Origin of the sequence: Desmospora activa DSM 45169, assembly GCF_003046315.1 — a bacterium.
Taxonomy (GTDB): domain Bacteria; phylum Bacillota; class Bacilli; order Thermoactinomycetales; family DSM-45169; genus Desmospora; species Desmospora activa.
Genome location: NZ_PZZP01000001.1, coordinates 513,837 through 538,474, shown reverse-complemented (window position 1 = coordinate 538,474; position 24,638 = coordinate 513,837). Strand labels below are relative to the sequence as shown.

At 49.8% G+C, this 24,638-nt stretch carries 19 protein-coding genes; 1 reads left to right on the top strand and 18 read right to left on the bottom strand.

Annotated elements, in window-relative coordinates:
- Window positions 1-72: 72 nt before the first annotated feature.
- From C8J48_RS02645 to arfA, 15 genes are all read right to left on the bottom strand, one after another.
- The gene (locus C8J48_RS02645; protein ID WP_107724821.1) at window positions 73-1,239 is read right to left on the bottom strand and encodes a Gfo/Idh/MocA family protein; all 1,167 of its coding nucleotides are present in this window, start codon (window positions 1,237-1,239) and stop codon (window positions 73-75) included.
- 189 nt (window positions 1,240-1,428) lie between these two features.
- Entirely contained in the window at window positions 1,429-2,496 is a 1,068-nt protein-coding gene (locus tag C8J48_RS02640) for a Gfo/Idh/MocA family protein (RefSeq protein ID WP_107724820.1), read from the bottom strand.
- An 18-nt stretch (window positions 2,497-2,514) separates the two neighbouring features.
- Window positions 2,515-3,339: a sugar phosphate isomerase/epimerase family protein gene (locus tag C8J48_RS02635; protein WP_245891049.1), complete on the bottom strand. Its 825-nt coding sequence runs from the start codon at window positions 3,337-3,339 to the stop codon at window positions 2,515-2,517.
- A 12-nt stretch (window positions 3,340-3,351) separates the two neighbouring features.
- Window positions 3,352-4,518 (bottom strand): dihydrodipicolinate synthase family protein, encoded by a 1,167-nt coding sequence (locus C8J48_RS02630; RefSeq protein WP_107724819.1) that lies wholly within the window; start codon window positions 4,516-4,518, stop codon window positions 3,352-3,354.
- 13 nt (window positions 4,519-4,531) lie between these two features.
- Window positions 4,532-5,683 (bottom strand): Gfo/Idh/MocA family protein, encoded by a 1,152-nt coding sequence (locus C8J48_RS02625; RefSeq protein ID WP_107724818.1) that lies wholly within the window; start codon window positions 5,681-5,683, stop codon window positions 4,532-4,534.
- 237 nt (window positions 5,684-5,920) lie between these two features.
- The gene (locus C8J48_RS02620; RefSeq protein ID WP_245891048.1) at window positions 5,921-6,733 is read right to left on the bottom strand and encodes an AraC family transcriptional regulator; all 813 of its coding nucleotides are present in this window, start codon (window positions 6,731-6,733) and stop codon (window positions 5,921-5,923) included.
- An 82-nt stretch (window positions 6,734-6,815) separates the two neighbouring features.
- Entirely contained in the window at window positions 6,816-8,309 is a 1,494-nt protein-coding gene (abnB, locus tag C8J48_RS02615) for an arabinan endo-1,5-alpha-L-arabinosidase AbnB (RefSeq protein WP_107724817.1), read from the bottom strand.
- 202 nt (window positions 8,310-8,511) lie between these two features.
- The gene (melA, locus tag C8J48_RS02610; RefSeq protein WP_107724816.1) at window positions 8,512-9,861 is read right to left on the bottom strand and encodes an alpha-glucosidase/alpha-galactosidase; all 1,350 of its coding nucleotides are present in this window, start codon (window positions 9,859-9,861) and stop codon (window positions 8,512-8,514) included.
- 156 nt (window positions 9,862-10,017) lie between these two features.
- Window positions 10,018-10,872: a carbohydrate ABC transporter permease gene (locus tag C8J48_RS02605; RefSeq protein WP_107724815.1), complete on the bottom strand. Its 855-nt coding sequence runs from the start codon at window positions 10,870-10,872 to the stop codon at window positions 10,018-10,020.
- A 1-nt stretch (window position 10,873) separates the two neighbouring features.
- Window positions 10,874-11,815 carry a carbohydrate ABC transporter permease gene (locus C8J48_RS02600; protein ID WP_107724814.1) on the bottom strand — a complete coding sequence of 314 codons (942 nt, stop codon included), beginning with the start codon at window positions 11,813-11,815 and terminating at the stop codon, window positions 10,874-10,876.
- Window positions 11,816-11,954: 139 nt separating this feature from the next.
- Window positions 11,955-13,241 (bottom strand): ABC transporter substrate-binding protein, encoded by a 1,287-nt coding sequence (locus C8J48_RS02595; protein ID WP_107724813.1) that lies wholly within the window; start codon window positions 13,239-13,241, stop codon window positions 11,955-11,957.
- A gap of 212 nt (window positions 13,242-13,453) precedes the next feature.
- On the bottom strand, window positions 13,454-14,941 hold the full coding sequence (araA, locus tag C8J48_RS02590; RefSeq protein WP_107724812.1) for an L-arabinose isomerase: 1,488 nt from the start codon (window positions 14,939-14,941) through the stop codon (window positions 13,454-13,456).
- The gene (locus tag C8J48_RS02585) at window positions 14,922-16,619 is read right to left on the bottom strand and encodes a ribulokinase (protein ID WP_107724811.1); all 1,698 of its coding nucleotides are present in this window, start codon (window positions 16,617-16,619) and stop codon (window positions 14,922-14,924) included. The genes araA and C8J48_RS02585 overlap by 20 nt, the downstream gene beginning before the upstream one ends.
- A 16-nt stretch (window positions 16,620-16,635) precedes the next feature.
- Entirely contained in the window at window positions 16,636-17,325 is a 690-nt protein-coding gene (gene araD / locus C8J48_RS02580) for an L-ribulose-5-phosphate 4-epimerase (RefSeq protein ID WP_107724810.1), read from the bottom strand.
- A gap of 5 nt (window positions 17,326-17,330) precedes the next feature.
- Window positions 17,331-18,839 (bottom strand): arabinosylfuranosidase ArfA, encoded by a 1,509-nt coding sequence (gene arfA / locus C8J48_RS02575; RefSeq protein WP_107724809.1) that lies wholly within the window; start codon window positions 18,837-18,839, stop codon window positions 17,331-17,333.
- Between the two features lie 233 nt (window positions 18,840-19,072).
- On the opposite strand from arfA, the gene C8J48_RS02570 reads away from it, so the two are divergent.
- Window positions 19,073-20,218 carry a GntR family transcriptional regulator gene (locus C8J48_RS02570; protein WP_170105088.1) on the top strand — a complete coding sequence of 382 codons (1,146 nt, stop codon included), beginning with the start codon at window positions 19,073-19,075 and terminating at the stop codon, window positions 20,216-20,218.
- Window positions 20,219-20,409: 191 nt separating this feature from the next.
- Here C8J48_RS02570 and C8J48_RS02565 read toward each other — a convergent pair whose 3' ends face one another.
- From C8J48_RS02565 to C8J48_RS02555, 3 genes are all read right to left on the bottom strand, one after another.
- The gene (locus C8J48_RS02565; RefSeq protein WP_107724807.1) at window positions 20,410-22,158 is read right to left on the bottom strand and encodes an ABC transporter ATP-binding protein; all 1,749 of its coding nucleotides are present in this window, start codon (window positions 22,156-22,158) and stop codon (window positions 20,410-20,412) included.
- On the bottom strand, window positions 22,115-23,914 hold the full coding sequence (locus C8J48_RS02560) for an ABC transporter transmembrane domain-containing protein (protein ID WP_107724806.1): 1,800 nt from the start codon (window positions 23,912-23,914) through the stop codon (window positions 22,115-22,117). The genes C8J48_RS02565 and C8J48_RS02560 overlap by 44 nt, the downstream gene beginning before the upstream one ends.
- Window positions 23,915-24,090: 176 nt before the next feature.
- Window positions 24,091-24,630: a methylated-DNA--[protein]-cysteine S-methyltransferase gene (locus tag C8J48_RS02555; RefSeq protein ID WP_107724805.1), complete on the bottom strand. Its 540-nt coding sequence runs from the start codon at window positions 24,628-24,630 to the stop codon at window positions 24,091-24,093.
- Window positions 24,631-24,638 lie beyond the last annotated feature (8 nt).

The window sequence follows — 24,638 nt, the reverse complement described above, 5'->3', positions numbered from 1 at the left end:
TCTCTCCTTCTATCGTAATAGCGGATAGTTATTTCGTCTTATTAAATTTGGAATTAGCTCTCAATATCGGAATTAGCTTTCTACCGAAACCTCTTCACCTTTTTGGCTCCAGGCAAGACCTGCTTCCGATGGTAGGCACCCTCGCTCAAAACAATCAAGCAAGGCATCCGCTAGCCCTTCCACCCAGATAAGTCGGGAGTCTTCCCGGAGTAACCTTTCCGAAAAAGAGGCAACTTCAGGCACGGATTGCTGCATAGCGTGGATCGATTGAACATGGGGAAACGACGCTTCCGGGCCGCAAAGAATCTGGTCACTTCCGGCTTTGACTGCCTGTAGGCAGACCCTCAGTTTCGCAAGATGGTCCCCTTCCGGATCGGGATACACTTTTTTCGATCCATCGTCAAAGTGAGCAACAATATCCTCGCCCTTGTTGTAGGTAATGACCGCTTTTTCAAACTCAAACAGAAAACGAGGTCCCATCTCCTCTCGAACCGCATGTGAGGCAAAAAACAGGACCTCTGTCTCTTCGTCTGTTTTCAACTTGACCGCACAGGTATCAAAGGTCTCAATATCGTTGGCCCGATACAATTCAGCCGTCACAGTTGTAACTTCAGCGCTTCGATCTTGTTCCGCCCCCAACACATAAAGCATGTTGTGCAAAAAGTGAGAAGTGGCATTATTGGCGACACTATCCCAAATTGGTGTACCATCGCCACTAACTTTCTTCCCAGCCCAGGAGGTTCGTTGAAAGTAATCTTGCGTGCGCGGCCAAAGGACGACCGTTTTAAGCCTTTTGGCTTTACCGAACAGCCCTGCCATCACATCTTTTTTCAAGGTCTGGATCGAGGACGTAAACGACCAGTTAAAGCCGATGGCCACAAACTTGCCCGTGCGATTGCGGGTCTCGATAATTCTCTTTGCATCCGGCTGCGTGGAACTTAGCGGTTTTTCGCACAACACATGGCTGCCATGGGATAAAGCCTCGCAAATCTGTTGTGCATGGAGGTGGATTGGGGTGGAGAGAATCGCCAAATCGGCACTTTTCTGTTGATAAAACGCTTCCATCGATGAGTAGATCGGGATGCGGTGTTGTATTAGCTGGGGATAATGTTCGCTTCGCGTTGGATCGATATCTACCACACCCCGAATATGAGCATGTAGCGATTGCTCAAACAATGTTTTTAAGTATAAGTTGCCGTACCCACCAATCCCGACTAATAGAAAAGAAACGGGTTTCATCCTGATTTCTCCTTCTATTTTTTTGCAAGCGATAACCTCTTCGTTCCACTATTAAAAACAAAGTGAACGGTTGATAGGAACATTCGATTAGATAAGAATAGAAACGAATCTTTCTTTTAACCATCTCACATGATTGCTCGGGCCTCAGGTGAGCGGAGATGACTTAAAAATCCCTACCTTTTGACGCCTCTAATCGTGGGAAGCGGTCACATGAATCGCCTGCTTTTGTGCAAGCAAACAAAGCTCAGCTGCTTTAAAGGCATGGGCCTGAGTCATCGCTTTCTCGGTACCGTGTAAACAATCTTGGATCAATTGACCGAAATAGGGAATTACTACCTTTCCTTTTAGTGCTAAATGCTTTTCCCCTTCGTGATTAACGAGATAAAGGTGCTCTCCCTCTCGATCCCGAGCGAGATCGATATTTTTGCGCAACTCGATAGAGCCCTCCGTTCCCAGGATAAAAATCCGTCCGTCCCCCCATGTCCCTAAACCCTCGGGCGAAAACCAATCGACGCGAAAATAGCCTGTCGCGCCGTTATCGGCGATCAGAGTTGCATCGCCAAAATCCTCCAGCTCCGGATACTGCGAATGGGCGTAATTGGCCACCTTGCTGTGCACCACTTGCGCATCCGCTGCACCGGTGTAATGGAGAAATTGCTCAATCTGATGACTGCCGATATCACATAAGATTCCGCCATATGACTTCCGCTCAAAAAACCAGGGTGGCCGCGTTTCCGCTCGCAACCGATGCGGCCCGGTACCCATCACTTGGATCACACGGCCGATCGCCCCCTCCTGAATCAAAAAACCGGCATAGATCGCACTTTCCACATTTAATCGTTCACTATAGTAAATCGCCCATTTGTATCCCGTTTCCTCCGTTTTGCGTCGGGCTTTTTCCAGCTGTTCCAGTGTAGTAAAAGGCGTTTTGGCGGTAAAGTAATGTTTGCCGGCGTTTAGCACGCGAATACCCAGCTCACAGCGTTCAGACGGAATCGCCGCCCCAGCGACGAGTTGAATCGCATCATCGGCGAAAATCATTTCCGCTGACGTGGCACTTTGCGCTTGCGGAAACACCTGCAAAAAACGATCCACTTTACTTGCATCGGGGTCATACACTGCTTTTAACTCCGCTCCCGCTTCAATCAGCCCCCGACACATCCCGTAGATATGACCGTGTTCCAACCCGATCGCCGCAAAGGAAAACGATCCAGGTTCCACTTTGGGGACGTTACCTTTGATTTGGATGTCATCCATCGGTTTGATTCTCTCCTTCTACACATGCTCGATATAACGCTCCTTCATCACGCGCAGGGTTTCATCGCCGGGTTGATCCCAGATCGCCTGATTGATAATCTCCACCTCGATCGGTCCCGTATAGCCAGCGGCTTCCACCGCTTGCCGAATCCGGCGGATTTCGATAACGCCATCCCCTATCATCGCGCGTCCCTTAAATAGATCCGGCAGAGGATGCGCCCAGTCAGACACGTGAAATCCTAAGATTTTGTTCCCAGCACGAGTAATTTGCTGATATAGATCCGGGTCCCACCACACATGATACACATCGACGATCACCCCTACCTGTGGGGATTGAATTGTATCAAGGATGGTATTTGCCTGTTTCAGTGTCACAATCACCGAACGATCCGCAGCAAACATCGGATGAAGCGGCTCAATCCCCAGTTTAATCCCGTAGTCTTTGGCATATGGAACCAACTTCTCAATTCCCTCCGCCACCCATTGACGGGCACTGTCCAGATCACGGTCAGGGGCCGCACCACAGACCAGCACCAATACATCGGTGCCCAACTCCGCCGCTTCCTCGATCGCCCGTCGATTGTCATCCAGCCGGGATTGCCGTTCTGAATCGGTCGCTGCTGGAAACATGCCGCCACGACACAAACTGGAGACCCGTAAACCTGTATCACGAATGATCTTTTTACTCTGATTTAAGCCGATCTCCTGCAATTTATGGCGCCAGATCGAAATCCATGGGATCTCTGCCCGTACACATCCTTCCGCCGCATCAGGCAAACTCCAATTTTCCGTTGTAATCTGGTTTAAACTGATTCTTTTGCTGGAGGGATTCTCCTTTGTCAATCGCGCTTCCTCCTATCGAATCCCGACTTGAGCTAAAACAAGACGCATCCGTTCCACTGCAAGCTCCGGCTGGAGTAAAACCCCTGCCTGATCGGCCAACTCAAACATTTTCGCCAGATGAATCACCGAGCGATGCCCTTCCGCTCCCCCAATCATGCGAAAGTGCGATTGGTGTCCATTGAGATAAGCGAGAAAGACGATTCCTGTTTTATAGGCATAGGTCGGCTGTTGAAAGATATGGCGGGACAGGGGAACTGTTTTTTCCATGACGGCATCATAGCGATTGAGATTCCCTTCATCCAGTGCTTCCAGTGCCGTCGCCGCCGCCGGTGCAATCCCATCAAAGATGCCGAGTAAGGCATGACTGTATCCGTGTTCATCACCGCGAATCAAGGAAGGATAATGAAAATCATCCCCGGTATACATCCGCACATGTTCCGGAAGCAGGCGGCGCATCCGAATCTCCGCGTCCGCATCAAGCAAGGAGATTTTAATGCCGTCCACTTTTTGCGGGTTTTCATGGATCACCCGTAAACATACTTTCATCGCCTCATCCGGATTTTCATGCCCCCAATATCCCTTTAGTTTGGGATCGAACATCTCGCCAAGCCAATGTAAAATCACCGGTCTGGAAACGCGACGGAGCAGGTTTCCATATACCTGTTCATAATCTTCCGGCCCTTTGGCACAGGCGGCCAACGCCCGGCTCGCCATCAGAATGATCTGCCCTCCTGCCGCTTCCACCCATTCACACTGTTCTTCATACGCCCGCTCCACATCGGCCAAGGTCACCGCAGCAGAAGGTTCCAGCTGATCCGTACCGACACCACAGGCGATCCGGCCGCCCACTGCATGCGCTTCCTTAACAGAGCGACGGATCAGCTCCCGCGCCTGTTCCCAATGAAGGCCCATTCCACGCTGGGCTGTATCCATCGCCTCTGCAACGGCCAATCCCAACGACCACAAATAATGGCGATATTGTAATGTCGCCTCCCAGTCGATGTGGGGATTGGTAACCGGGTCGGCGTCGGTAAAGGGGTCACAAACGACATGAGCCGCTGCAAAGGCCGTCCGTTTATGAAAGGATTTCTTTTGTGGGAGCGTTACAGGGGTATCACCCTTTAACCGATAGGGATAAAGGGAACCTCCTTGACGCGGCAACTTTAACGTATAAGCCATCCGATTTTCCCTCCTAAACGGTGAGATCCGGTACATCGATCCAGCGCTTTTCCCGCCAGGATTGCAGTCCTAATTCGGACAGTTGCGTACCCTTGGCGCCCTCCAGCAAATCCCACGGGAAGGGATCATTGCGAAAGACATGTTTTAAGAACATTTCCCACTGGATTTTAAAAGCGTTATCAAACACAGCGTTATTCGGCACAACTTGCCAATCATCCTGAAAATCAAAGGGATTTTCGATATCCGGATTCCATACCGGCTTCGGGGTATTGACCCGATGCTGCACTTTACAGTCACGTAAACCTGCCACCGCACTTCCTTCCACACCGTCCACCTGAATCGTCAAAAGGTCATCCCGGTTTACCCGCACCGCCCAGGATGAGTTGGCCTGGACAATGATCCCGTCCTCTAACAGCAATGTCGCATAAGCCGCATCATCAGCGGTACAGCCATACGGTTTCCCGTTTTCATCCATGCGTTGCGGAATATGGGTCACCCCGAGGCAAGAGACGGAGCGAACCGGACCGAAGAGATTATCCAGGATATAGCGCCAATGAGGAAACATATCAACAATGATACCGCCGCCGTCTTCTTTACGGTAGTTCCAAGAAGGCCGTTGCCCCACTTGCCAATCCCCTTCAAAAACCCAATAACCAAACTCCAGCCGGACCGACAGGATTTTACCGAAGAAACCGGCATCAAGTAAGCGCTTCAACTTTAATAGGCCGGGAAGAAACAGCTTATCCTGGACAACGCCGTTTTTCACCCCTGACGATTTTGCTAGACGCGCTAACTCCAACGACTCGCTTAAACTGGTCGCCGTCGGTTTTTCACAGTAGATATGCTTACCGGCATGGATCGCTTGTCGCACACCATCCGCGCGACGATTGGTCGTTTGCGCATCAAAATAAATCGGATAATCGGAATCAGCCAAATACTTCTCCAGGTTGGTACTCCAATGGGGAAGATCGTACTTCTCCGCCAAAGCCTTTAGCTTATTCTCATTCCGACCAACCAGCACGGGGTCCGGCATCAGCACCTCTCCATCTCCCAGCTGAACACCGCCCTGTTCCCGAATAGCGACGATGGAGCGGATCAGATGCTGGTTGGTCCCCATCCGGCCCGTGACGCCATTCATAATAATCCCTAATCGATGTACAGACATATCCAATCACCCTTCTGCTTCATAAGGTAACCCCATCATAGTCAATGGAAGAGACGCCGTCTTATTAGATCAGGAATGATCATCTCAATATCGGAACAAAAGCGGTAAAACGGGTCAATTGTTCAATCAATTACAGTGAGAGGAGGGAAATGAAATGAGGAGGCGTAGCTTGTACAGTATAGTGTTCGTTTTTTTCGCATTTGGAGAATGAGATGATACAACCAAATCACCTCGCTTTCAAATCTCCCTATGAGAAGTACGGTACATATGGGGCGGCATGCCCACATGCTTTTTAAACAAGCGATAAAAGGTAGAAACCGACTCAAACCCGACTTCAAAGCAGATGGAGACAACATCTTTATCGGTTTCGATCAGCATCTTCTTTGTCCGATCCAATCGGACTTCCGTTAAATATTGCATCGGTGTCTTCTTGTTGTGTTCTTTAAAAATACGATGGATATAGCGCGTGCTCATCCCCATTTTGTTGGCGATATCGGTGGCGCTCTTAATTTCAAAGTAATGGGTTTCAATATAATTGCGTAACCATTCCACCCGTAAGGCATTGGTATCCTTGATATGAGCGGTTTGTTGCGACCGTACAAGTACAAATAAAATCTCAGCCAAAAAAATCCGCATCGCCAAAAACTGTAGCGAATCTTCGCGTGATTGTTCATATAGCATCTTTCGCAACAACTGCCTTAACTCGCTGCTCTCAAACAGGTTTACCGGGATGACACGGGAGTGCTGAAAAACTCTAGAGACCAATTGCTCTCGTTCGGATGATGCTAGTGCCCTTTCATTAAATTCAAGCACCAATACCGTCATCTTTGAGTCGGCACGAATCGAATGGTTGGTAAAGGGAGCAATCACCACCATCGTATCCTGGGATAAGGAATATTGGTCTTGTACAATCGTACAACTGCCCTTCCCTTCTAATACATATAGGATTTGATGGGTTTGGTGGTAATGGTTTTTAACACTGTTTCCTTCCTTATGTTTATTTTCATATAGTCGAATCGCTTGTGTATGTGTTTGATTCATCTTCGCCATAAAATCACCCCTTCAAAGTAGTTCGGTTTACAGGGAATCTTTCCTGTAGCTACTTGAAGGGGTGAGTATATTACGGTAAACCTCAATCCATCACTTCTCTGTCTATGATTCGGCTGCCCCAAATTGCAACCCCTTCCTTCGATAGCGCGCTAACTGTCATGACCTCACGTTCACTCACCGGATCCCATTGGCGCAGGAACACACCATGGTAGACGGCTTGATCGACCGTCAGCTTAACCGTGTAGGGGCCGGTTTTTTTCCATTTTCCATTAACTTCGCCGGATATGGTGCCGTTCGATTCCAGCCGAATGCTTTTCGATTCCTTGATATCGGTGGAGATATCTTTGCCATGGTTGATCAGTTGATAATCGCCGATCACATCTGCTGGCGACACTTCTGCAACCGTTTCCCCGCTATACCGATAGGGGGCGACCACCGGCCATCCCTGTTCATTGATAAACATAGGATGGACCCGGACCTCATGTTCCTCCCCTCTTTCAGGAAAGCGCGTATGGAAAATCAAAAAATATTGGTCCGTGTCTGGATCATAGTAGGTAGAATTGTGCCCTGGAGAAACATAGCCGGTAGCGGGACCATCGTTTCCTTGGAAACGGAAGTTGCCCATCAGTTTAACGCCGTAAGGTTCAATCGAACGATCGTCAAAAAGGGGTTGATCCGGATCCGCCTTCACATCGATCATATTGTTTCCTTCTGCATCATAGTAGGGGCCGTCCGGGTTTTTGGAACGGGCGACACGGATGTTGTAACCGCCGTTGGCATCCAGGCCACCAAAAGATAGAAACAAGTAATAATAGTCGGTGTCCGGACTGTACTGAATATAGGGCCCTTCGATTCTGCTGTGATTTCCGCCGGTCAATTTTTTGCCGTATCCTTGCCCAGGAAGGGGCTTACCTGTCTCCGGGTCCATTTTCAAGATAAAAATACCACCGGAATAGGAGCCATAAACCATCCAAAAGTTCCCTTCCTTATCAAAGAAAGCATCAGGGTCGACTACATTGGGGTGAATTCTTGCATCGTAAATGGTCCCGTCCTCACTGGGTTCCCCCCACATCCCCGATTTTAAAATAATACCCTGATCCCGATACGGCCCTTCGATATCGTCGGCGACCGCAACCCCGAGCGCGGACCTTGGGGAATCTCCGCGACAAGCGTTGTAATAGAGATAGAAGCGGCCGTCTTCCAATTGAATCACATCCGGCGCCCACAACGTATCCGTCTCTGCCCAGTCAAAGGTTTCTTTTAATTCTTCTTTGACGTTTGGAATCAATTTATTTTTGTCATCAACCCCAGAAGCGATCGTTTCCCAACGCATCCAGTCATCCGTCTTGGCCGCCGCAAGATGAGAACCAAATACATAAAACGTATCATTGACCCGGATAACGGAAGGGTCATGAACCGAAGCTTCTTGAAACACAGGGGGCCGAAAAGGCGATTGATCCTTTTGTTCATTCACCGCTGCTCCCTGTTTCTCGCTGTGGGCCGATAGTGATTGCGGAAAGAGGAAAGCGGTGATCAACAAAACGATGATCAACTTTCGCCATAAACGGTTACCCATCTACATTTCCTCCCTTTTTATTTTTGTACTCGATTTACGCCTATCGTTCTCTTATCACCGGGGCGAATTGTCCATCCCTGCTCCAATGCATTCCAGCACCAGTAGCCATGAACTATCGCTCTCGTCTTCCCCCAGATAAGTTAAAGACTCATCTGTAGGGCGTTTTTATTGCTCATAACCTCTTTCTCCAAGCACGAAAATACTAACTACTTGTCGCCAACCACTTATTAAACTGCGGCAGCCACTCCGCCTGTGCCGCAAACATCTCACCAACCAGCGAATCTACCTCATCCAATGAACAGACCGCACTGGTTAAGGGATCCATCTTGATCGCTTGGTAGATGAGATCCTTATCGCGATGAATGTGGCCCCACACCGCCAGCTCCTGCATATTGACATTGGTCCGGATCAATGCTGCCAATTGCGGTGGCAGACTTCCAACATGACAGGGCTGAACCCCTGACTGATCAACCAGGCAAGGAACCTCCACACAACAGCCTTCCGGCAGGTTGGTAATCAATCCGGTATTTCTCACATTTCCGTTGATTCTTTTCAATTGATTTGTCTCGATCCCATGAATAATCTGTGCTCCATATTCACGGGAGCGGCGAATCTCGATCATTTCTTCCCGTGACAGCATATCGGTTATATCGGTTTCGTAATGTTCCGCTTCGTGGTAGCAATGGCGCAGATAACCACCACTCCGGCCAAAATCAAACCAAGCGCTTTTGCGGTCGGTAAAGGATGAAACCAACTTTTCCAATGACGCTTTGTTTTTGCGAAAATAAGGATAATACTCCGACGCATGGCCACTAGACTCCGTTACAAAATACTGAAAGTGGCGCAGCAGATCGAACCGGACCGGATCCTGACCGTAAATCCGTTGATCCTTCATCTTTTCAAACAGCAGTGGATAAGCATCCTCGCCCTTCCATTCAAATTTCAAAAACCAAGCAACATGGTTGATTCCCGCCACCCAATAGGAGATTTCTTCATCAGGCGCACCAATGTATCCAGCTAGCTCCTCAGCCGTACCTTGCACACTGTGACAGAGACCGACGGTTTTCAGCGGTGACAGCTCGCTTAACGCCCAACCGATCATCGCCATCGGATTGGTATACTGTAAGATCAACGCATCGGGGCTCAATTCTTCCAATTCCCTTGCAATCTCCTCGATGACTGCCAGATGGCGCAGGCCGCGAAAAACGCCCCCTGGCCCCATCGTATCTCCAACACATTGTTCCACACCGTATCGCTGTGGAATTTCGATGTCCTGTTTATATGCCTCCAACCCGCCTACCTGAATGGTAATAATCACATAATCGGCATCTCGCAACGCTTCCCTACGGTCGGTCGTCGCTTGGATCGAGAGGTTGGACTTTCTCTCCTCCACCATCCGTTTCGCCAACGCTTCCACCATGCCTAAACGCTTGGCATCGATATCCATCAAACAGACACGGCTTCCAGCCAACTCCGGATAGGTGAGAAGATCTCCTAAAAGATTACGGGTAAACACCGCACTACCTGCACCGATAAAGGTGATTTTCGGCATTGTTTTCCCCACTTTCTTATATTGGTATTTGATGGTTTACTAGCGCCGCATCACTTGACCCTATAACAGGGTCGTCGTTCCCTACACTCACCAAAAGCTTCGTGCAGTCACTTCGGTCCCTGATCAAACAATGTGTGACGAGTATCGCCCGGTATATCACTGTTTCACTCCGCCAAGCGTCATCCCCGAGATAAAGAAGCGTTGGAAGAAGAGAAACAGGATAATAATCGGCAAGATCGTGAGCACCGATCCGGAGATTAAGATGTTGTAGTTGTTTCCATACGGGGTTAACAGTCCGTACAAGCCGATTGGAAGCGTATACATTTCCTCGCTGCGCAGAACGATTAAAGGCCACATAAAGTTGTTCCAGGCGCCTAAAGCGGTCAAAATCCCCATCGCCCCAAAGGCGGGAGCCATCAGCGGGGCCATGATTCGGAAGAAAATCCCAAATTCAGAGCAGCCGTCGATGCGAGCGGCGTCCAACAATTCCCGCGGCAGCCCCAAGGCGTATTGGCGAAAGAAGAACACCACAAAGGGAGCGACCGCCGCGGGAAGAATCACGCCCCAGTAGGTGTCGATCAGACCGAGAGCGATCGTCTGCTCAAACAGGGGCAGCAACAAAATCTCCCCCGGAACCATCAACATCACCAAGATCAGCGTGAGGATCACGTTTTTCCCTCGAAATTGGTAAATGGCTAAGGCATAACCCACCATCGAGGAGAAAAACAGCGTAATAAGGGTGGCCAACGCGGTAACCAGCACACTGTTCTTGTACCACGTGAGATACTTTTGCGCGGCATCGCTGAAGAGATAGCGATAGTTATCCCAACTCAACAATTCCGGCTGCAGCTTTAGGTTCAACCCAAAGCGCAACAGCTCGGTAACCGGTTTAAAAGAAGCTAAGAGCAAAGCGTAAAAGGGAAAGAGAGCTAGGAAGGTAAACACGGCCAACAACAAGAGTGAGCCGATTTGAAATAACCGCTTCCCACCTTTGGACTGTCGATCGTCCATGTCAATCCTCCTCCTTTTTAAATAAGCCGAAAAACTTCCACTGAATAAGATTAAAGACGAGTGTAATGAACAGTATGACGAGACCGATCGCCGCCCCAAAGCCAAGGTCGAAATAGTCAAACCCTTGCTGATAGAGATAGACCGATAGCGTCAGACCGATATCTGCGGGGGAAGAAGCTCCCCAAAAGATGTAACTCTCCTCAAACATGCGAATGCCACCGATGATACTGATGGTTACTACAAACACCGTCACCGGTTTTAACAGCGGAAGGGTAATACGCCTAAATTGCGTCCAAGGCCCGGCACCATCGATGGCGGCAGCTTCATACAAATCCTTGGAGATGCTTTGTAAAGCGGCCAAAAAATAGAGGATATTGATTCCAATCCATTTCCACGATGCCAGTGCCACCATTAAAAACATGGCTGTATATGCGTTATTGGTCCATTGTAGGGGAGAAAAACCGAGTTGGATCAAGAGTGAGTTCATCAATGCGCTATCTTGCTGGCCGAACATCAGGCGGAAAATCACCCCGGCGATTACGGTTGAGGTGAGAGCGGGAATAAACAGGGCCGATTTAAAGAAGTTGCGGGCGAAGGTAAGTTTTGAATTGAGGATGACCGCCAGCACCAATGGAATCGGAATTAAGATGATCAATGTCAATAGGGTGTAGATGGTGGTATTGTAGAGTGCACGGTAAAAGTGATCGTTCAATAAGCGGGAGTAATTTTCCAGACCGATGAAGGTTCGCTCCCCCGGGAGAATCTCTTGGAAGCTCATGATGACGGAATTGGTGATTGGGTATAGGAAAAAGAGTAGAAACGAAAGAACAAAGGGAGCGATAAATAGGTACGGAGCGGTTTTCTGAGAGAAAAGTAGATTTCCGATTTTCCATCTTTCGGGATTCACCGTTTTGTTGGGAGCCGGTTCAAGCGTGTTTTTCATGGGGATTCAGACAGGAGATTTTGCCAGATTCATTGGCGTTGTAGAATGTCGATGTTGCTCTCCTTATGGAGTCCTGACACAACACAACGATCTTTTCTCCTGCCGTACCTCCTTTCTAAAAAGGAATAGCAAAACACCCTTATCGATTGAGACTCCTCATCTCCTCTGCTGCCTTGTTTAAGGCTTCCTCCGGCGCCTGGCTGTTTCGTCTTAACACGTTAAACTGGAGCTGGGAGTTGACGGCTGTATAGATCCGCGGCGATAATGATCCAAAGTGGGGGGAGCGGATATCATCCTTGATACTGATGAGGGTATCGTAGAGATCGTTTCCAAAATACTCGGTATACTTGTTTTCCTGTTGAAACGCCGGTTCATTCCACACTTCCGACCGCGGCGGATCAAAGCCGAGTTGTTTCCAGATCTCGATATTGGCTTCCTTGGACAGCTTGGCAAAGCTTAAGAAATCCTTGGCCAGTTCAGGGTTTTTTGCTTGATTGGTTACAACCGTACCCGTGCCACCCATCCCGACTGACTTGGCGTCCCCTTCTTTCATGATGGGCATCGGACGCACGATCATCTTCCCCTTTAAATCCGGCATAAAGTCGGTAAACCGCCCCATATACCACAGCGGCATCTGAATCGCAGCCGCTCCTCCCTGATTCATAAATCCGTAGTATTCCTCCGCATGATGCTGGCCACCAGGGGTGGGTACAGCGATCTCATGTTTATAGATCAAGTCGTGCATAAACTGCAGGGTTTGTAGATTAACCGGACCATCAAGGGTCACTTCTCCATTTTCATCGAGAAAATCGGATCCCTGTTGGATCACCAACGGTTGAAACAACATAAAATCAGACGTGTCCACCGTAATCATCGGCTTACCTGTGTCCTGCTTCACCTGTTTGCCCGCTTCGACAAAATCATCCCAGGTCTTGATGTCGTCGGGGTTCACCTGGGCTTGATCCAAGATCTCCTTGTTGTAATACATCACAGTGGCACCCACATGAAAAGGAGCCCCGTAATAGGTTCCATCCTTGCTGTAAATATCAAAGCGCGACTCCACAAAGTGCTCCTTCACCGGTTCGACGATATCGTTTAAGGGAATCAGTTGCGGTTCTCCCCGCAAGAAGTTGGGGAAGGAGTTCACCTCAATATCCGCGATATCGGGAGCAGCGACACCGGTGTAGAGGGAGAGTTGCAGTTTATTGGATAAATCAGGAACCGTCTCTACCTGAAGTACAATCGGTCGATCCGGATACATTTGATTCCAACGCTCCGCCATTTCGTTGTAATACTCTGCATGCTGCTCAACAAATGTCCAAAGTGTAAGATGGTTATCGCCGTCAGCCCCGCCGGAATCGGGGCCGGTAAAAGAGACGGCGATCACTAACGCAATTATCGCCACCAAAGCGATCCATTTTGCCATCTCGATGCAAACCTCCTTCTGTATAAGGGTAAAAGTCGAAGGTCTTCATCACTCCACACTTGACAGCTCCAATCACACGATTCATGAAAGCGCTACCAAAACTTATGTTTCGTTTCGATTGTGTCAAATCTCTAAGGAAAAAGCCCCCACTGAAGGGCTTTAGTGAAGATGTTGAGACAGCGTCAACTCATCCTTATATTTACTTCACTTTTTTATCGCAAACGGTAGTGAAGATCATTCCATTTTAGTTGATTGCGAAAGGAGGGAAGAGACGTATGTTTATCGATGACGACCGCTTCAATACCGACCATCTCCGCCCAATCCAACAGCTGCTCCGTTGTAACGACATAAGAGAAAACCGTATGATGCGCGCCCCCGGCATAAATCCACGCTTCCGCCGACTCAGACAGTGACGGTTGCGGTTTCCACAGTACCCGTGCCACCGGTAAATGGGGCATCGCCTGCTCAGGTTTGAGCGCATCCACTTCATTGATCACTAGTCGGAAACGGCCGCCTAGCTCGACCAGGGAGGCGTTGATCGCCGGTCCGGAGCGGCCGTTGAAAATGAGTCGCGCCGGATCTCCTTTTCCGCCGATGGAGAGGGGATGGACGGCTACTCGTGGCCGATCCGCTGCAATCGTGGGACACACCTCCAACATATGGGCCCCCAGAATCATTTCATTGCCGGGTTCTAGGTGATAGGTATAATCCTCCATAAAGGAAGTTCCTTCATTGGCGGCAATCGTCTTCATCATGCGCACCAGCGCTGCCGTCCGCCAATCTCCTTCTCCGCCAAAACCATACCCTTCGCCCATCAGACGCTGGACGGCCAACCCCGGCAACTGCTTCATTCCATGAAGGTCTTCAAACGTCGTGGTAAAAGCGTGAAACCCTCCCTCCTGCAAAAACGCTTTTAAACCCAACTCAATACGCGCCTGCTCCAATATCGAATCCCGAATCGGTCCGTCTTCATGCGCTTCCGCCGGCAGATCATACAGTTCTTGATACTCCGCAAACAATTCCTTGACCACCGCATCCGTAATATCGTTGATGCGCGCCACCAAATCACCGACTCCAAAACCGTTGACCGACCAGCCGAATCGAATCTGGGCCTCCACTTTATCCCCTTCGGTAACGGCGACATGGCGCATATTATCACCAAAGCGGGCCACCTTGAGCTGCTTTCCCGCACAAACCGTGACAGCGGTACGCATCCAGCCCCCGATTCGCTTCTTTACTGCTTCATCTTCCCAATGACCGACCACCACTTTACGAGCCAAGCCCAGCCTTGTTCCCATAAACCCATATTCTCGGTCGCCGTGGGCTGATTGGTGAAGATTCATAAAATCCATGTCAATCCGATCCCAGGGAATATCACGATAAAATTGGGTATGCAGGTGAAGCAGTGGCTTCCGAAGTTCGGACAGTCCTGCGATCCACATTTTTGCTGGGGAAAAGGTGTGCATCCATGTAATCAAACCAGCACAATTTTCATCTGCATTGGCTTCGATACAAAGGTTGACGATCTCTTCCGGTGTTGTCAGCACCTGTTTAAAGACGATGGGAAAGGGAATCGCATCTGCATGAAGCAATCCTGCTGTGATCTGGCGCGAATGTTGCTCTACTTTTGCCAGCGCCTCTTCTCCATAGAGGTGTTGACTTCCGGTAACAAACCAAAATTCATAAGATTTCGTAAGCATGCTGGCTGGCCCTCCATTGTTCTTTTAGCGTTTTTAGCCGCTTCATCACATCATTTGAACCACGGCCAAAATAGTCGTGAAGTGTGCTGTATTCCTGGTATAGCTGTTCATATACGGCGACATGTTCCGCTATCGGCCGAATCGGTTCTGAACGCACACGGGCCATCTTTTCCGCCGCTTCCACAATCGTCGCAAACCCGCCTGCTGCCGATCCCGCCGCCACCGCGCCAAACATAGCTGCACCCAGAGCAGGAGTATGGGTGGAGTCGGCGATTTTAATTTCCAAGTTGGTCACATCGGCATAGATCTGCATCAACAGCTGATTTTTTTGCGGCAGACCCCCACAAGCGTACAATTCATCGATTTCCACCCCCTTCTCCCGAAAAGCCTCAATAATTTTGCGGGTGCCAAAAGCTGTACTCTCCAGCAAGGCACGATACACTTCCTCCGTTCGTGTCTGGAGCGTATATCCCAGCATCAACCCCGTCAGATCGGCATCTACCAGGATGGAGCGGTTTCCGTTCCACCAGTCTAGCGCAAGCAGTCCCGTCTCCCCCGGTTTCAGCTTTTGCGCTTCTTTTTCCAGCCACGTATGAACATCCAGACCCTCTTGATCCACCGCTTCTTTCACATCGGTCGGAACCGCTTTCGCCACATGCCAAGCAAAGATGTCCCCCACTGCGGATTGTCCCGCTTCATATCCCAAATAACCAGGGATGATTCCGTCTTCCACCACCCCGCACATGCCTTCCACCCATTTCTCTTCTGTCCCCAGCAGCATATGGCAGATGGACGTCCCCATCACCATCACCATTTTGCCCGGTGTGACCACACCGACGGCAGGAACAGCAGCATGGGCGTCAACATTGCCGACGGCAACAGCCATTCCCGCCTGTAAACCCGTCATCGCCGCCATCTCTTCCGTTAAGCTCCCTGCTTTGGTGCCGAGGGGAACCACGTTCCCACGCAATTTGGTCTCCGTCAGGTGCTCCAGGCGGGGATCTAATGCTTTAAAAAAGGCCTTGCTGGGATATCCTTCGTGCTTATGCCAAATCGATTTGTATCCGGCTGTACAGCTGTTTCGCACCATCTTTCCCGTCAGCTTAAATATCACCCAATCCGTCGCTTCCACAAACCGATCCGTCTGGTGATAGGTGTCCTCATCTTCATTCAAAATCTGCCATATCTTTGCTATCATCCATTCAGAGGAGAGTTTGCCACCATATCGCGGTAAAAAAGGTTCCCCTCGCTTTTCCGCGATTTCATTCAAAAGGTTAGCTTCCGCTTGTGCGGCGTGATGTTTCCACAGCTTCACCCAGCTGTGAGGACGATCACGCAATTCCGCCTTCATACAGAGCGGCTCCCCCTGCTCATCCACCGGCAGCATCGTACAGGCGGTAAAGTCGATCCCAAGGCCGATCACATCCTGTGGATTGATGCCGGATACCTTCATCACCTCCGGGACGGAACGTTTTAAGACTTCAAGATAATCACCCGGATGTTGAAGCGCCCAATCCGCTTCAAGCGCCACCCCCGACCCCGGCAATTGGCGATCGATCACCTGATGGGGGTAGGGTGTCACATGTTCCGCGATCTCCCTGCCGTTCGCTAGATCAACCAGCACCGCCCGACCCGACTCCGTTCCATAATCGATGCCGATGGCATATTTTTGCGCCATTTTCCATCCCCCCTTTTCATACTTGGCCGTAATACGCTTTCTTTCCGTGTTTTCGCAGAAAATGCCGATCCAACAGTGTCTGATCCATCGGTGTAAGCCCCGAATTTAATACATAAGAGCGGTAAGCCATTTTCGCCACTTCCTCTAGGACAACGGCATGATGAACGGCATCATCGGGATCTTTTCCCCAACAGAAGGGAGCGTGGGAATGTACCAACACGCCTGGGATTTGATTGGGGTCCCGTTCTTGGAAGGTCTCCACAATGACACGACCGGTTTCCCATTCATACGCCCCATTAATCTCCGTTGCCGTCATTTTGCGGGTACAGGGTACCTCTCCATAAAAATAATCACCATGTGTCGTTCCCAGAGCCGGAATCCCTCTACCCGCTTGCGCCCAGCTCGTCGCCCAAGATGAATGCGTATGAACGATCCCACCGATATCGGGAAAATTTCGATACAACTCCAGATGTGTCGGTGTATCGGATGACGGTTTTAACCGCCCCTCGACGATCGCTCCCTCCAGATTGAGAACAACCAAATCATCGATCGTTAATTGGGGATATGGCACACCGCTGGGCTTAATTACAACCAACCCTTGATCCCGGTCGATTCCGCTTACATTTCCCCATGTAAACGTCACCAGTCCATACTGGGGCAAAGCGAGATTCGCTTGTAGTACTGCTTGTTTTAACGATTGCAACACAGTGATCATCCCTTTCTCAGTCTGATCACATTCCAGGATGCCTGCGGCAAGCTTGCGTGTACGATCCCTTCCGTTAGCTCCGCAGTTCCGTCAGCATGCGGTTTTACCCGTTCTTCATCCGCCGTATTGACCGCCTTCAAGTCATCGTGTTCCAGCACGAGATGTTCAACAACACGGTAATTTTCAAAATTTCTTACATCACATTCCAGCAATAACGGCTCTTCCAGGTGACGGTTTACTGCAAACACCGTTAACTCTTCCTGCGCTTCATTGTAGACCGCCGTCGCTTCCAGATACGGCACATCGGTAAATTCGGCGCAATCGTATTTCGGCGAAGCGATAATGGGTTGTAGCGATACGCCTCTTCCATATAGGGACGCGTGCAGATACGGATAAAAGATCGTCTGCTTCCATGCTCTTCCCCCGTTTTCCGTCATAATTGGGGCAATCACATTGACGAGCTGCGCCATACAAGCGATCTTGACACGATCTGCATGCTTTAGCAGCGTAATCAGCATCGACCCGACCAGCAAAGCATCTTCAAAATTATACACATCCTCCAACTGCGGGGGAGCGACAGACCAAGGTTCAAGCTGTTGATCCGCTTCATTGGAGTGGTACCAGACATTCCACTCATCAAAACTGAGGTAAAGGGTTTTCTTGCTCCGTTTTTTGGCTTTGACAAAGTCGCAGGTGGCGATGACGGTGCGAATAAACTGATCCATATCCAGCGATTTCGCCAGATAACTGGGCGTATCGTCGCTACGGTTTCCATAGTATTGATGCAAGGAAATGTAATCCACCGCATCATAGGTATGTTCTAGCGACGTCGCCTCCCACTGCGGAAAAGTGGGCATGGAAGAGTTGGAACTTCCGCAGGAGACGAGCTCAATCGTAGGGTCCACCCACTTCATCACTTTGGCGGCCTCAACCGCCAAGCGCCCATATTCTTCTGCCGTCTGGTGGCCGATTTGCCATGGTCCGTCCATCTCATTACCCAGACACCAGGTTTTAATACGATGGGGCTGTTGATATCCGTGGGCAATCCGCAGATCACTCCAATAGCTTCCCTGGGGATGATTGCAATACTCAACCAGATTGCGGGCGTCATCAATCCCGCGCGTCCCCAGATTGACGGCCATCATCACTTCACTGTTCACTGCTCGGGCCCAATCGACAAACTCATTGGTTCCCACCTGGTTCGTCTCAATCGTTCGCCACGCTAATTCTAACCGACGCGATCGCTGTTCCCGTGGCCCGACACCATCTTCCCAGTTGTAGCCCGAAACAAAGTTTCCTCCCGGATAGCGTACAATCGGCACATTTAATTGTTTAACCAGCTCCATGACATCGGTTCTGAAACCGCTTTCATTCGCATGCGGATGATTTGGCTCATATATCCCTCCATACACGGCCCGGCCCAAATGCTCAATAAAGGAACCATAAATTCGTCGATCAATCTCCCCGATGCGATGATCTTTATCCACGACCATCTTTGCTGTAGTTGAAGTCATTGTTCCCCTCCACTGTTTTCGGGTTTTTAATGTACGTACAATTTGCACCTACATCTAGATTGTACGTACATATAGAGGTAGTGTCAACCTATTTTGAATAATCGGCCGCGGCCAATCCCTTCCATTATCCGCTTATGTTTTATAATATAGATAACATATTGGGTTTAAGGATCATCCAAAATAAAGGTTGGTCGTACAAACCAAACAACCTTCACAGTCAAAGGTGGGGAAACATGAATACAAATAAACCAAAATACCTGCAACTAAAAAACGAAATTAAAGGTTGGATACAATCGGGAAAGTTTCAACCCGGTGGAAAAATTCCTTCTGAGCTGGAACTGGCCGACCAATTCAATTTCAGCCGACAAACGGTTCGACTGGCCATCTCAGAGCTGGTCCATGAAAAATGGCTTTATCGGGTACAAGGGAAAGGAACCTTTTTATCCCATACTCCACCCGGACAAGGAGACCCGGATACACAAAGCCATATCATCGGGGTCATTACCACCTATATTTCCGATTATATCTTTCCCTCCATCATTCGGGGAATTGAATCCCATTTAGGACCAAAAGGGTACTCCATTCTGTTGTTAAATACGAATAACGATGTGGAAAAAGAAGCGGCTGCCTTAAAAACCGTCATGGAAAAACAGGTGGATGGACTGATCATTGAACCGACCAAAAGCGCCTTTCCCAATCCAAACCTGGAGCTATACTTTTCTCTTCTTGAAAAACAGATCCCGCTGGTGATGCTGCACAGTTCCTACTTAGAGCTAAACGTTCGCTCCATTCGCTCCAATGATAGCAAAGGTGGCTTTCTTGCCGCTAAACACCTGATCGAACAGGGTCATCGTGGGATCGGCGGGATCTTTAAGTCGGATGATCTACAGGGAAAATACCGCTTCAAAGGGTTTCTGGAAGCGATCCAAGCCAATGGGATTCCCTTTCGCTCGGAACTGGTGCAATTTTTTACGACGGAACAACGAAATGAAGCTGCCGCTCACTATGTCCAATCCATCTTAAAAAAATCGTCCATCCATCTCCCGAGCGGAATCGTCTGTTACAATGATGAGATCGCTTTTGATCTGGTACGTGAACTGAAACAGGCCGGTATACGGGTTCCCGAGGATTTATCCGTCGTCAGCTTCGATGACTCCCAATTGGCGGAAGCGGGAGAAGTGAAACTAACGACGGTTAAACACCCCAAATTTTATATGGGCGTCAAAGCGGCGGAATGCATTTTGCAAGCCATCCAGCAACTCCGCACCGGGAAAAAGGAGATCTTGGACGATACTGTGTTTGAGCCGGAACTGATCCTGCGCTCATCCACTCAACCCTATGAAAACACTAAAGAGAAGAAGCAATTCCAAACACGGTAAAGAAAAAGGCTCCTGTAATTATACAGAAGCCTTTTTCAGTGGGTGACAAACCGTTCACCATTGAAATGGGAACTTGTAAGTTTATTCAACTCCGAGATTCTCCAGTCATGCGACGCCTTTCTACTCTGATTTAAATCGATCTACCAACAAGCGGCTTAACCCCGCGTTTTGATTGACAAACACCTACCCACTCAGCCGGTAGTCTCTTTTACTCCCTGTTGCAGTAGATACATCTTATGATACAACCCATTTAGCGCCAACAATTCTTGATGGGTACCCCTTTCTACGATTTCACCGCGATGGAGCACAAGGATGAGATCCGCATCTTGAATAGTGGAAAGGCGGTGAGCGATGGCAATGGTGGTGCGGCCATGGCGCATCCGTTGCAGCGCTTCCTGAATTTTCTCCTCTGTTTCCGTATCGACGCTGGCAGTCGCTTCGTCCAGGATCAACACTTTGGGTCGCTGGGCCATCGTACGGGCGAAGGAAAGCAACTGACGTTGCCCGCTGGAGAAAGTGGCCCCCCGCTCGCCGATCAGTTCATCATAACCATGAGGTAGCTTTTCGATAAAGGAGTCCGCCTGGACAAAACGAGCCGCTTCCTTCACATCTTCATCCGAGACAGCCGGGTTATGCAGCCGGATATTTTCTTTCACATCCCCAACAAACAAAAAGGGATCCTGCAACACCAATCCTAGCTTGGAACGTAGCTCGCCCTCGCTAAAGGCGGACAGCGGATAGCCGTCGATGGTGATTGCCCCCTGTTGCGCTTCATAAAAGCGCATCAACAGATTGGTGATCGACGTTTTGCCGCTGCCGGTATGTCCCACCAAGGCGACGGTTTGACCCGGCTCTGCGGCAAAGGAGATGTTTTTAAGCACATCGGTGTGTCCATCATAGGAGAACGTCACCTGGTCAAACACAATCCGCCCCTCTGTAATCGAGGGATTTGATTCTCCGTCTCCTTTCTTCGTCGGAGCCAGCTCCTGTTCATCCAGCAGTTCAAACACCCTGCCTGCGGATACAACCGCCTGCTGCAAAAAAGTGAGTTGCTGCATCATCTGGTTGACGGGTTCAAACATACGCGCCAACAGATTGATAAAGGCGTATAACACCCCGATCTGCATGGCGCTCTCCCCCAGGTTAAAACCAAAGAAACTGAGCACGATCATAAGCGCCAACAGATACAAAAGATCCACCGCCGGCCGCAGCAGCAAACCGTTTAATTTGGTGCTTTTCATATTGGCTTGATAATGCTCATGGTTCGTTTGTTCAAATTGCCGCAGCAACCGCGCCTGCTGGCGAAAAGCCTGGATCACGTTCATCCCTTGGATCGATTCGCTTAACTTGGCATTGAGATCGCTCAGCTTTTGCCGGACCGTGCGAAAAACGGGATAGCTAAGCTTTTGATACAACACCATCAAACCCACCACAAACGGCAATAAAAACAGGCAAAAGAAAGCTAAGCGCGCATCCAAGATAAACAGGACGACAAAGATACCGGTGATCATGACCGTATTTTGCACAAAGGTGGATAAGACACTGACAAACAGATCCTTGATTGCTTCCGTATCGTTGGTAATCCGGGAAATCAAGGCACCGCCGGGCCGCTTATCAAAAAACGACAATCCCAGGTGCTGCACCTTGCCAAATACATCCATGCGCAGTTCCTGTATCACCCAATGGGCGATGCGCTGAAAGGAAAACAGCTGAAAGTACATCAATATTGCAGAGGCAACGTGTAATAGCAGATAGGTAACCCCTAAGGTAAAGAGCGCTTGCTGGTCAAAAATGCCTGGTGTCAAATAATCATCGATAAACACCTTAATTAGCAAGGGACCGGCTACCTCAGCCGCGGTAGCGGCCAGGAGCAGCGTCATTGCCACCGCCAGCGCTTTACGATGTGGGTTGAGATACTGGAGTAACCGGCGTATCACCATCAACCGCACCTCCTCCCTTTTGAATCATGGACTCCAACTGCTGTTGGCGGTATGTCCATGCATACCAGCCGTCTTGCAGCAGCAGCTCCTGATGGGTTCCCCGTTCCGCGATCCATCCCTCTTCCAGCACCACAATCTGATCTGCGTGTTCAATTGCACTCAGACGGTGAGCGGCAATTAACGTCGTCTTCTCCTGTCGGGTTTGGCGCAATGCCGCCAAAATCGCTTCCTCCGTCTTGGCATCCACCGCCGACAGTGAATCGTCCAGGATCAGGATTTCGGGAGTGAGCAACAGTGCCCGTGCAATCGAAATCCGTTGCTTCTGCCCCCCTGAAAGAGTTACTCCCCGTTCGCCGACAACGGTATCATAGCCGTGTTCAAACTGAAGAATATCCTCATGAATTCCGGCTAAGCGAGCAGCCTCCTCAATTTCCTCGTCACTGGCATCCGCTTGGCCAAAGGCGATATTTTCGCGGATGGTGGCGGAAAAAAGAAAATGATCCTGTGGAACATAACCGATGGCGGAACGCAAAGCATCCAATGTCATTTCCCGCACCGGTACGCCCCCGATACAGATCTCCCCCGCCGTGCAGTCAAATTCCCGCAGCAGTAGCTTAAACAAAGTAGTTTTTCCGCTTCCCGTCTTCCCGACGATCCCTAGTGTTTCCCCTGGTTGGACCGAGATGCGGATATCCCGTAACGCAGGCTCCTTCGCCCCGTCATAGCCGAAATGATCCACCGCAAAGGCGACTTCACCGGAAGCGCGGGCGGTTAGGGCCGCAGGACGATCTTGGATTTCCGACTCCACTTGTAACAGCGAATGAATGCGATCATAGGATGCACGGCCCCGCTGCATAATGTTGAACAAAAAGCCAAAAGCCAACATCGGCCAGATCAGCTGACCCAAATAGATGGTAAACTGGGTCAACTGTCCAATCGTCATCGTCCCTTCCATTACAAACCAGCCACCAAAAGCGACGGCCAAAAAGAAGGAGAGACCGATTACCAGGGAGATGGTCGGATCGAACAAAGCATCTACCCGCGCCACGGCGATATTTTTCTCTACGACGTGCCGCGACAGTTTTTGAAAGGAACGCTTTTCGTTTTCTTCTTGTCCAAATGCTTTGACTACCCGCATCCCGGAGATATTTTCCTGAACTTTATCGTTCATATCGGAAAACGCTGCTTGTGCCCGGTGAAAGCGTTGGTGCAGCATTGTTCCAAATTTGCTTACCGCCAAGGCGATCAAGGGCATGGGGATCAATGCGATTAGGGTCAGCTCCCAACTGATAAACAGAGCCATGGTAGCCACTACCAAACCCCCTAATACAAGGGAGTCCACCAAAGTGAGTACCCCTTCTCCCGCTGTCACCTGGACCGCCTGGATATCATTGGTTGCATGGGCCATTAAATCCCCTGTGCGACGCCGCTGAAAAAAAGAGGGCGACATCTTGCTAAAATGGGAAAAGAGGCGACGGCGCAATAGTTGCCCCAGACGAAAAGCGGCACCAAACAGCAAAATGCGCCACACATAGCGCAAGACATACATCGCCACTCCCGCCAAGGCGATCAGCCCCAGCCACATCCCCAGCTCAGAGCCGGTCAGCGTTCCCGCCTCCAGTCCATCCACCACCACCCGTACCACATATGGCGGAAAAATTTCGAGGAACGCCACCACCAGCAAGATGAGGACACCCCATGCGTAACTTCGTTTCTCTTGTTTAAAAAACCACCATAAATCACGAAAAATACTCATCGGTTTTCACCACTCCAACCAATCGAATTGCGCAAGACTGACAACCGAAAACGGAATCGCCCCCTCGAAAGCATTCTTTTTGATTATATCACCGTTACCGAGAAAAATGGCATATTCCCACACAAAAAACGAACAGCTATTCGCTGTCCGCTTCCTTAATAAAAAAGAAAAAGTGCTTATGCACGGGCTTGGGATGGAAGGGAGCCTTCCAATGTCAACAGGGTTTCCTTGATATCGAGACCGGCGCCATAGCCGACCAACGAACCATTGGATCCCACAACCCGATGACACGGCACGATAATCGGAACCGGATTCTTATTGTTGGCGCCTCCGACAGCGCGAACGGCTTTGGCCGCTCCCATTCCTTGAGCTACTTCTTTGTAGGAGCGAAGTTCTCCATAGGGAATCGTCCACAGCTGTGCCCATACCAGCTTTTGAAAGGAAGTGCCATACAAGTCTAGTTCCACATCAAAGGAGCGCCGCCGTCCCACAAAATACTCTCGCAACTGCTGTGTCACCGCTGTTAACGCCTCATCGTTTCTTTCCAAATGCACGTTTCCCAGCCATTCCTTGGACCAACGTTCCAGATGCAGCCAACGTTCATCTCCCTTGGCAAAATCCAGCCTACACACGCCGTTTTTGGTGGCAGCGATTCGGATTCCACCCACTGGGCTATCCATTTCCGTCCATACGATTGTGCGCGATTCTGGAACCATCAGCCTAG

Bases quoted from the DNA above. Each gene is read 5' to 3' on its own strand.
- C8J48_RS02645 (WP_107724821.1), bottom strand. From the start codon at position 1,239: ATGAAACCCGTTTCTTTTCTATTAGTCGGGATTGGTGGGTACGGCAAC.
- C8J48_RS02640 (WP_107724820.1), bottom strand. From the start codon at position 2,496: ATGGATGACATCCAAATCAAAGGTAACGTCCCCAAAGTGGAACCTGGA.
- C8J48_RS02630 (WP_107724819.1), bottom strand. From the start codon at position 4,518: ATGGCTTATACGTTAAAGTTGCCGCGTCAAGGAGGTTCCCTTTATCCC.
- C8J48_RS02625 (WP_107724818.1), bottom strand. From the start codon at position 5,683: ATGTCTGTACATCGATTAGGGATTATTATGAATGGCGTCACGGGCCGG.
- C8J48_RS02620 (WP_245891048.1), bottom strand. From the start codon at position 6,733: ATGGCGAAGATGAATCAAACACATACACAAGCGATTCGACTATATGAA.
- abnB (WP_107724817.1), bottom strand. From the start codon at position 8,309: ATGGGTAACCGTTTATGGCGAAAGTTGATCATCGTTTTGTTGATCACC.
- melA (WP_107724816.1), bottom strand. From the start codon at position 9,861: ATGCCGAAAATCACCTTTATCGGTGCAGGTAGTGCGGTGTTTACCCGT.
- C8J48_RS02605 (WP_107724815.1), bottom strand. From the start codon at position 10,872: ATGGACGATCGACAGTCCAAAGGTGGGAAGCGGTTATTTCAAATCGGC.
- C8J48_RS02600 (WP_107724814.1), bottom strand. From the start codon at position 11,815: ATGAAAAACACGCTTGAACCGGCTCCCAACAAAACGGTGAATCCCGAA.
- C8J48_RS02595 (WP_107724813.1), bottom strand. From the start codon at position 13,241: ATGGCAAAATGGATCGCTTTGGTGGCGATAATTGCGTTAGTGATCGCC.
- araA (WP_107724812.1), bottom strand. From the start codon at position 14,941: ATGCTTACGAAATCTTATGAATTTTGGTTTGTTACCGGAAGTCAACAC.
- C8J48_RS02585 (WP_107724811.1), bottom strand. From the start codon at position 16,619: ATGGCGCAAAAATATGCCATCGGCATCGATTATGGAACGGAGTCGGGT.
- arfA (WP_107724809.1), bottom strand. From the start codon at position 18,839: ATGACTTCAACTACAGCAAAGATGGTCGTGGATAAAGATCATCGCATC.
- C8J48_RS02570 (WP_170105088.1), top strand. From the start codon at position 19,073: ATGAATACAAATAAACCAAAATACCTGCAACTAAAAAACGAAATTAAA.
- C8J48_RS02565 (WP_107724807.1), bottom strand. From the start codon at position 22,158: ATGGTGATACGCCGGTTACTCCAGTATCTCAACCCACATCGTAAAGCG.
- C8J48_RS02560 (WP_107724806.1), bottom strand. From the start codon at position 23,914: ATGAGTATTTTTCGTGATTTATGGTGGTTTTTTAAACAAGAGAAACGA.
- C8J48_RS02555 (WP_107724805.1), bottom strand. From the start codon at position 24,630: ATGGTTCCAGAATCGCGCACAATCGTATGGACGGAAATGGATAGCCCA.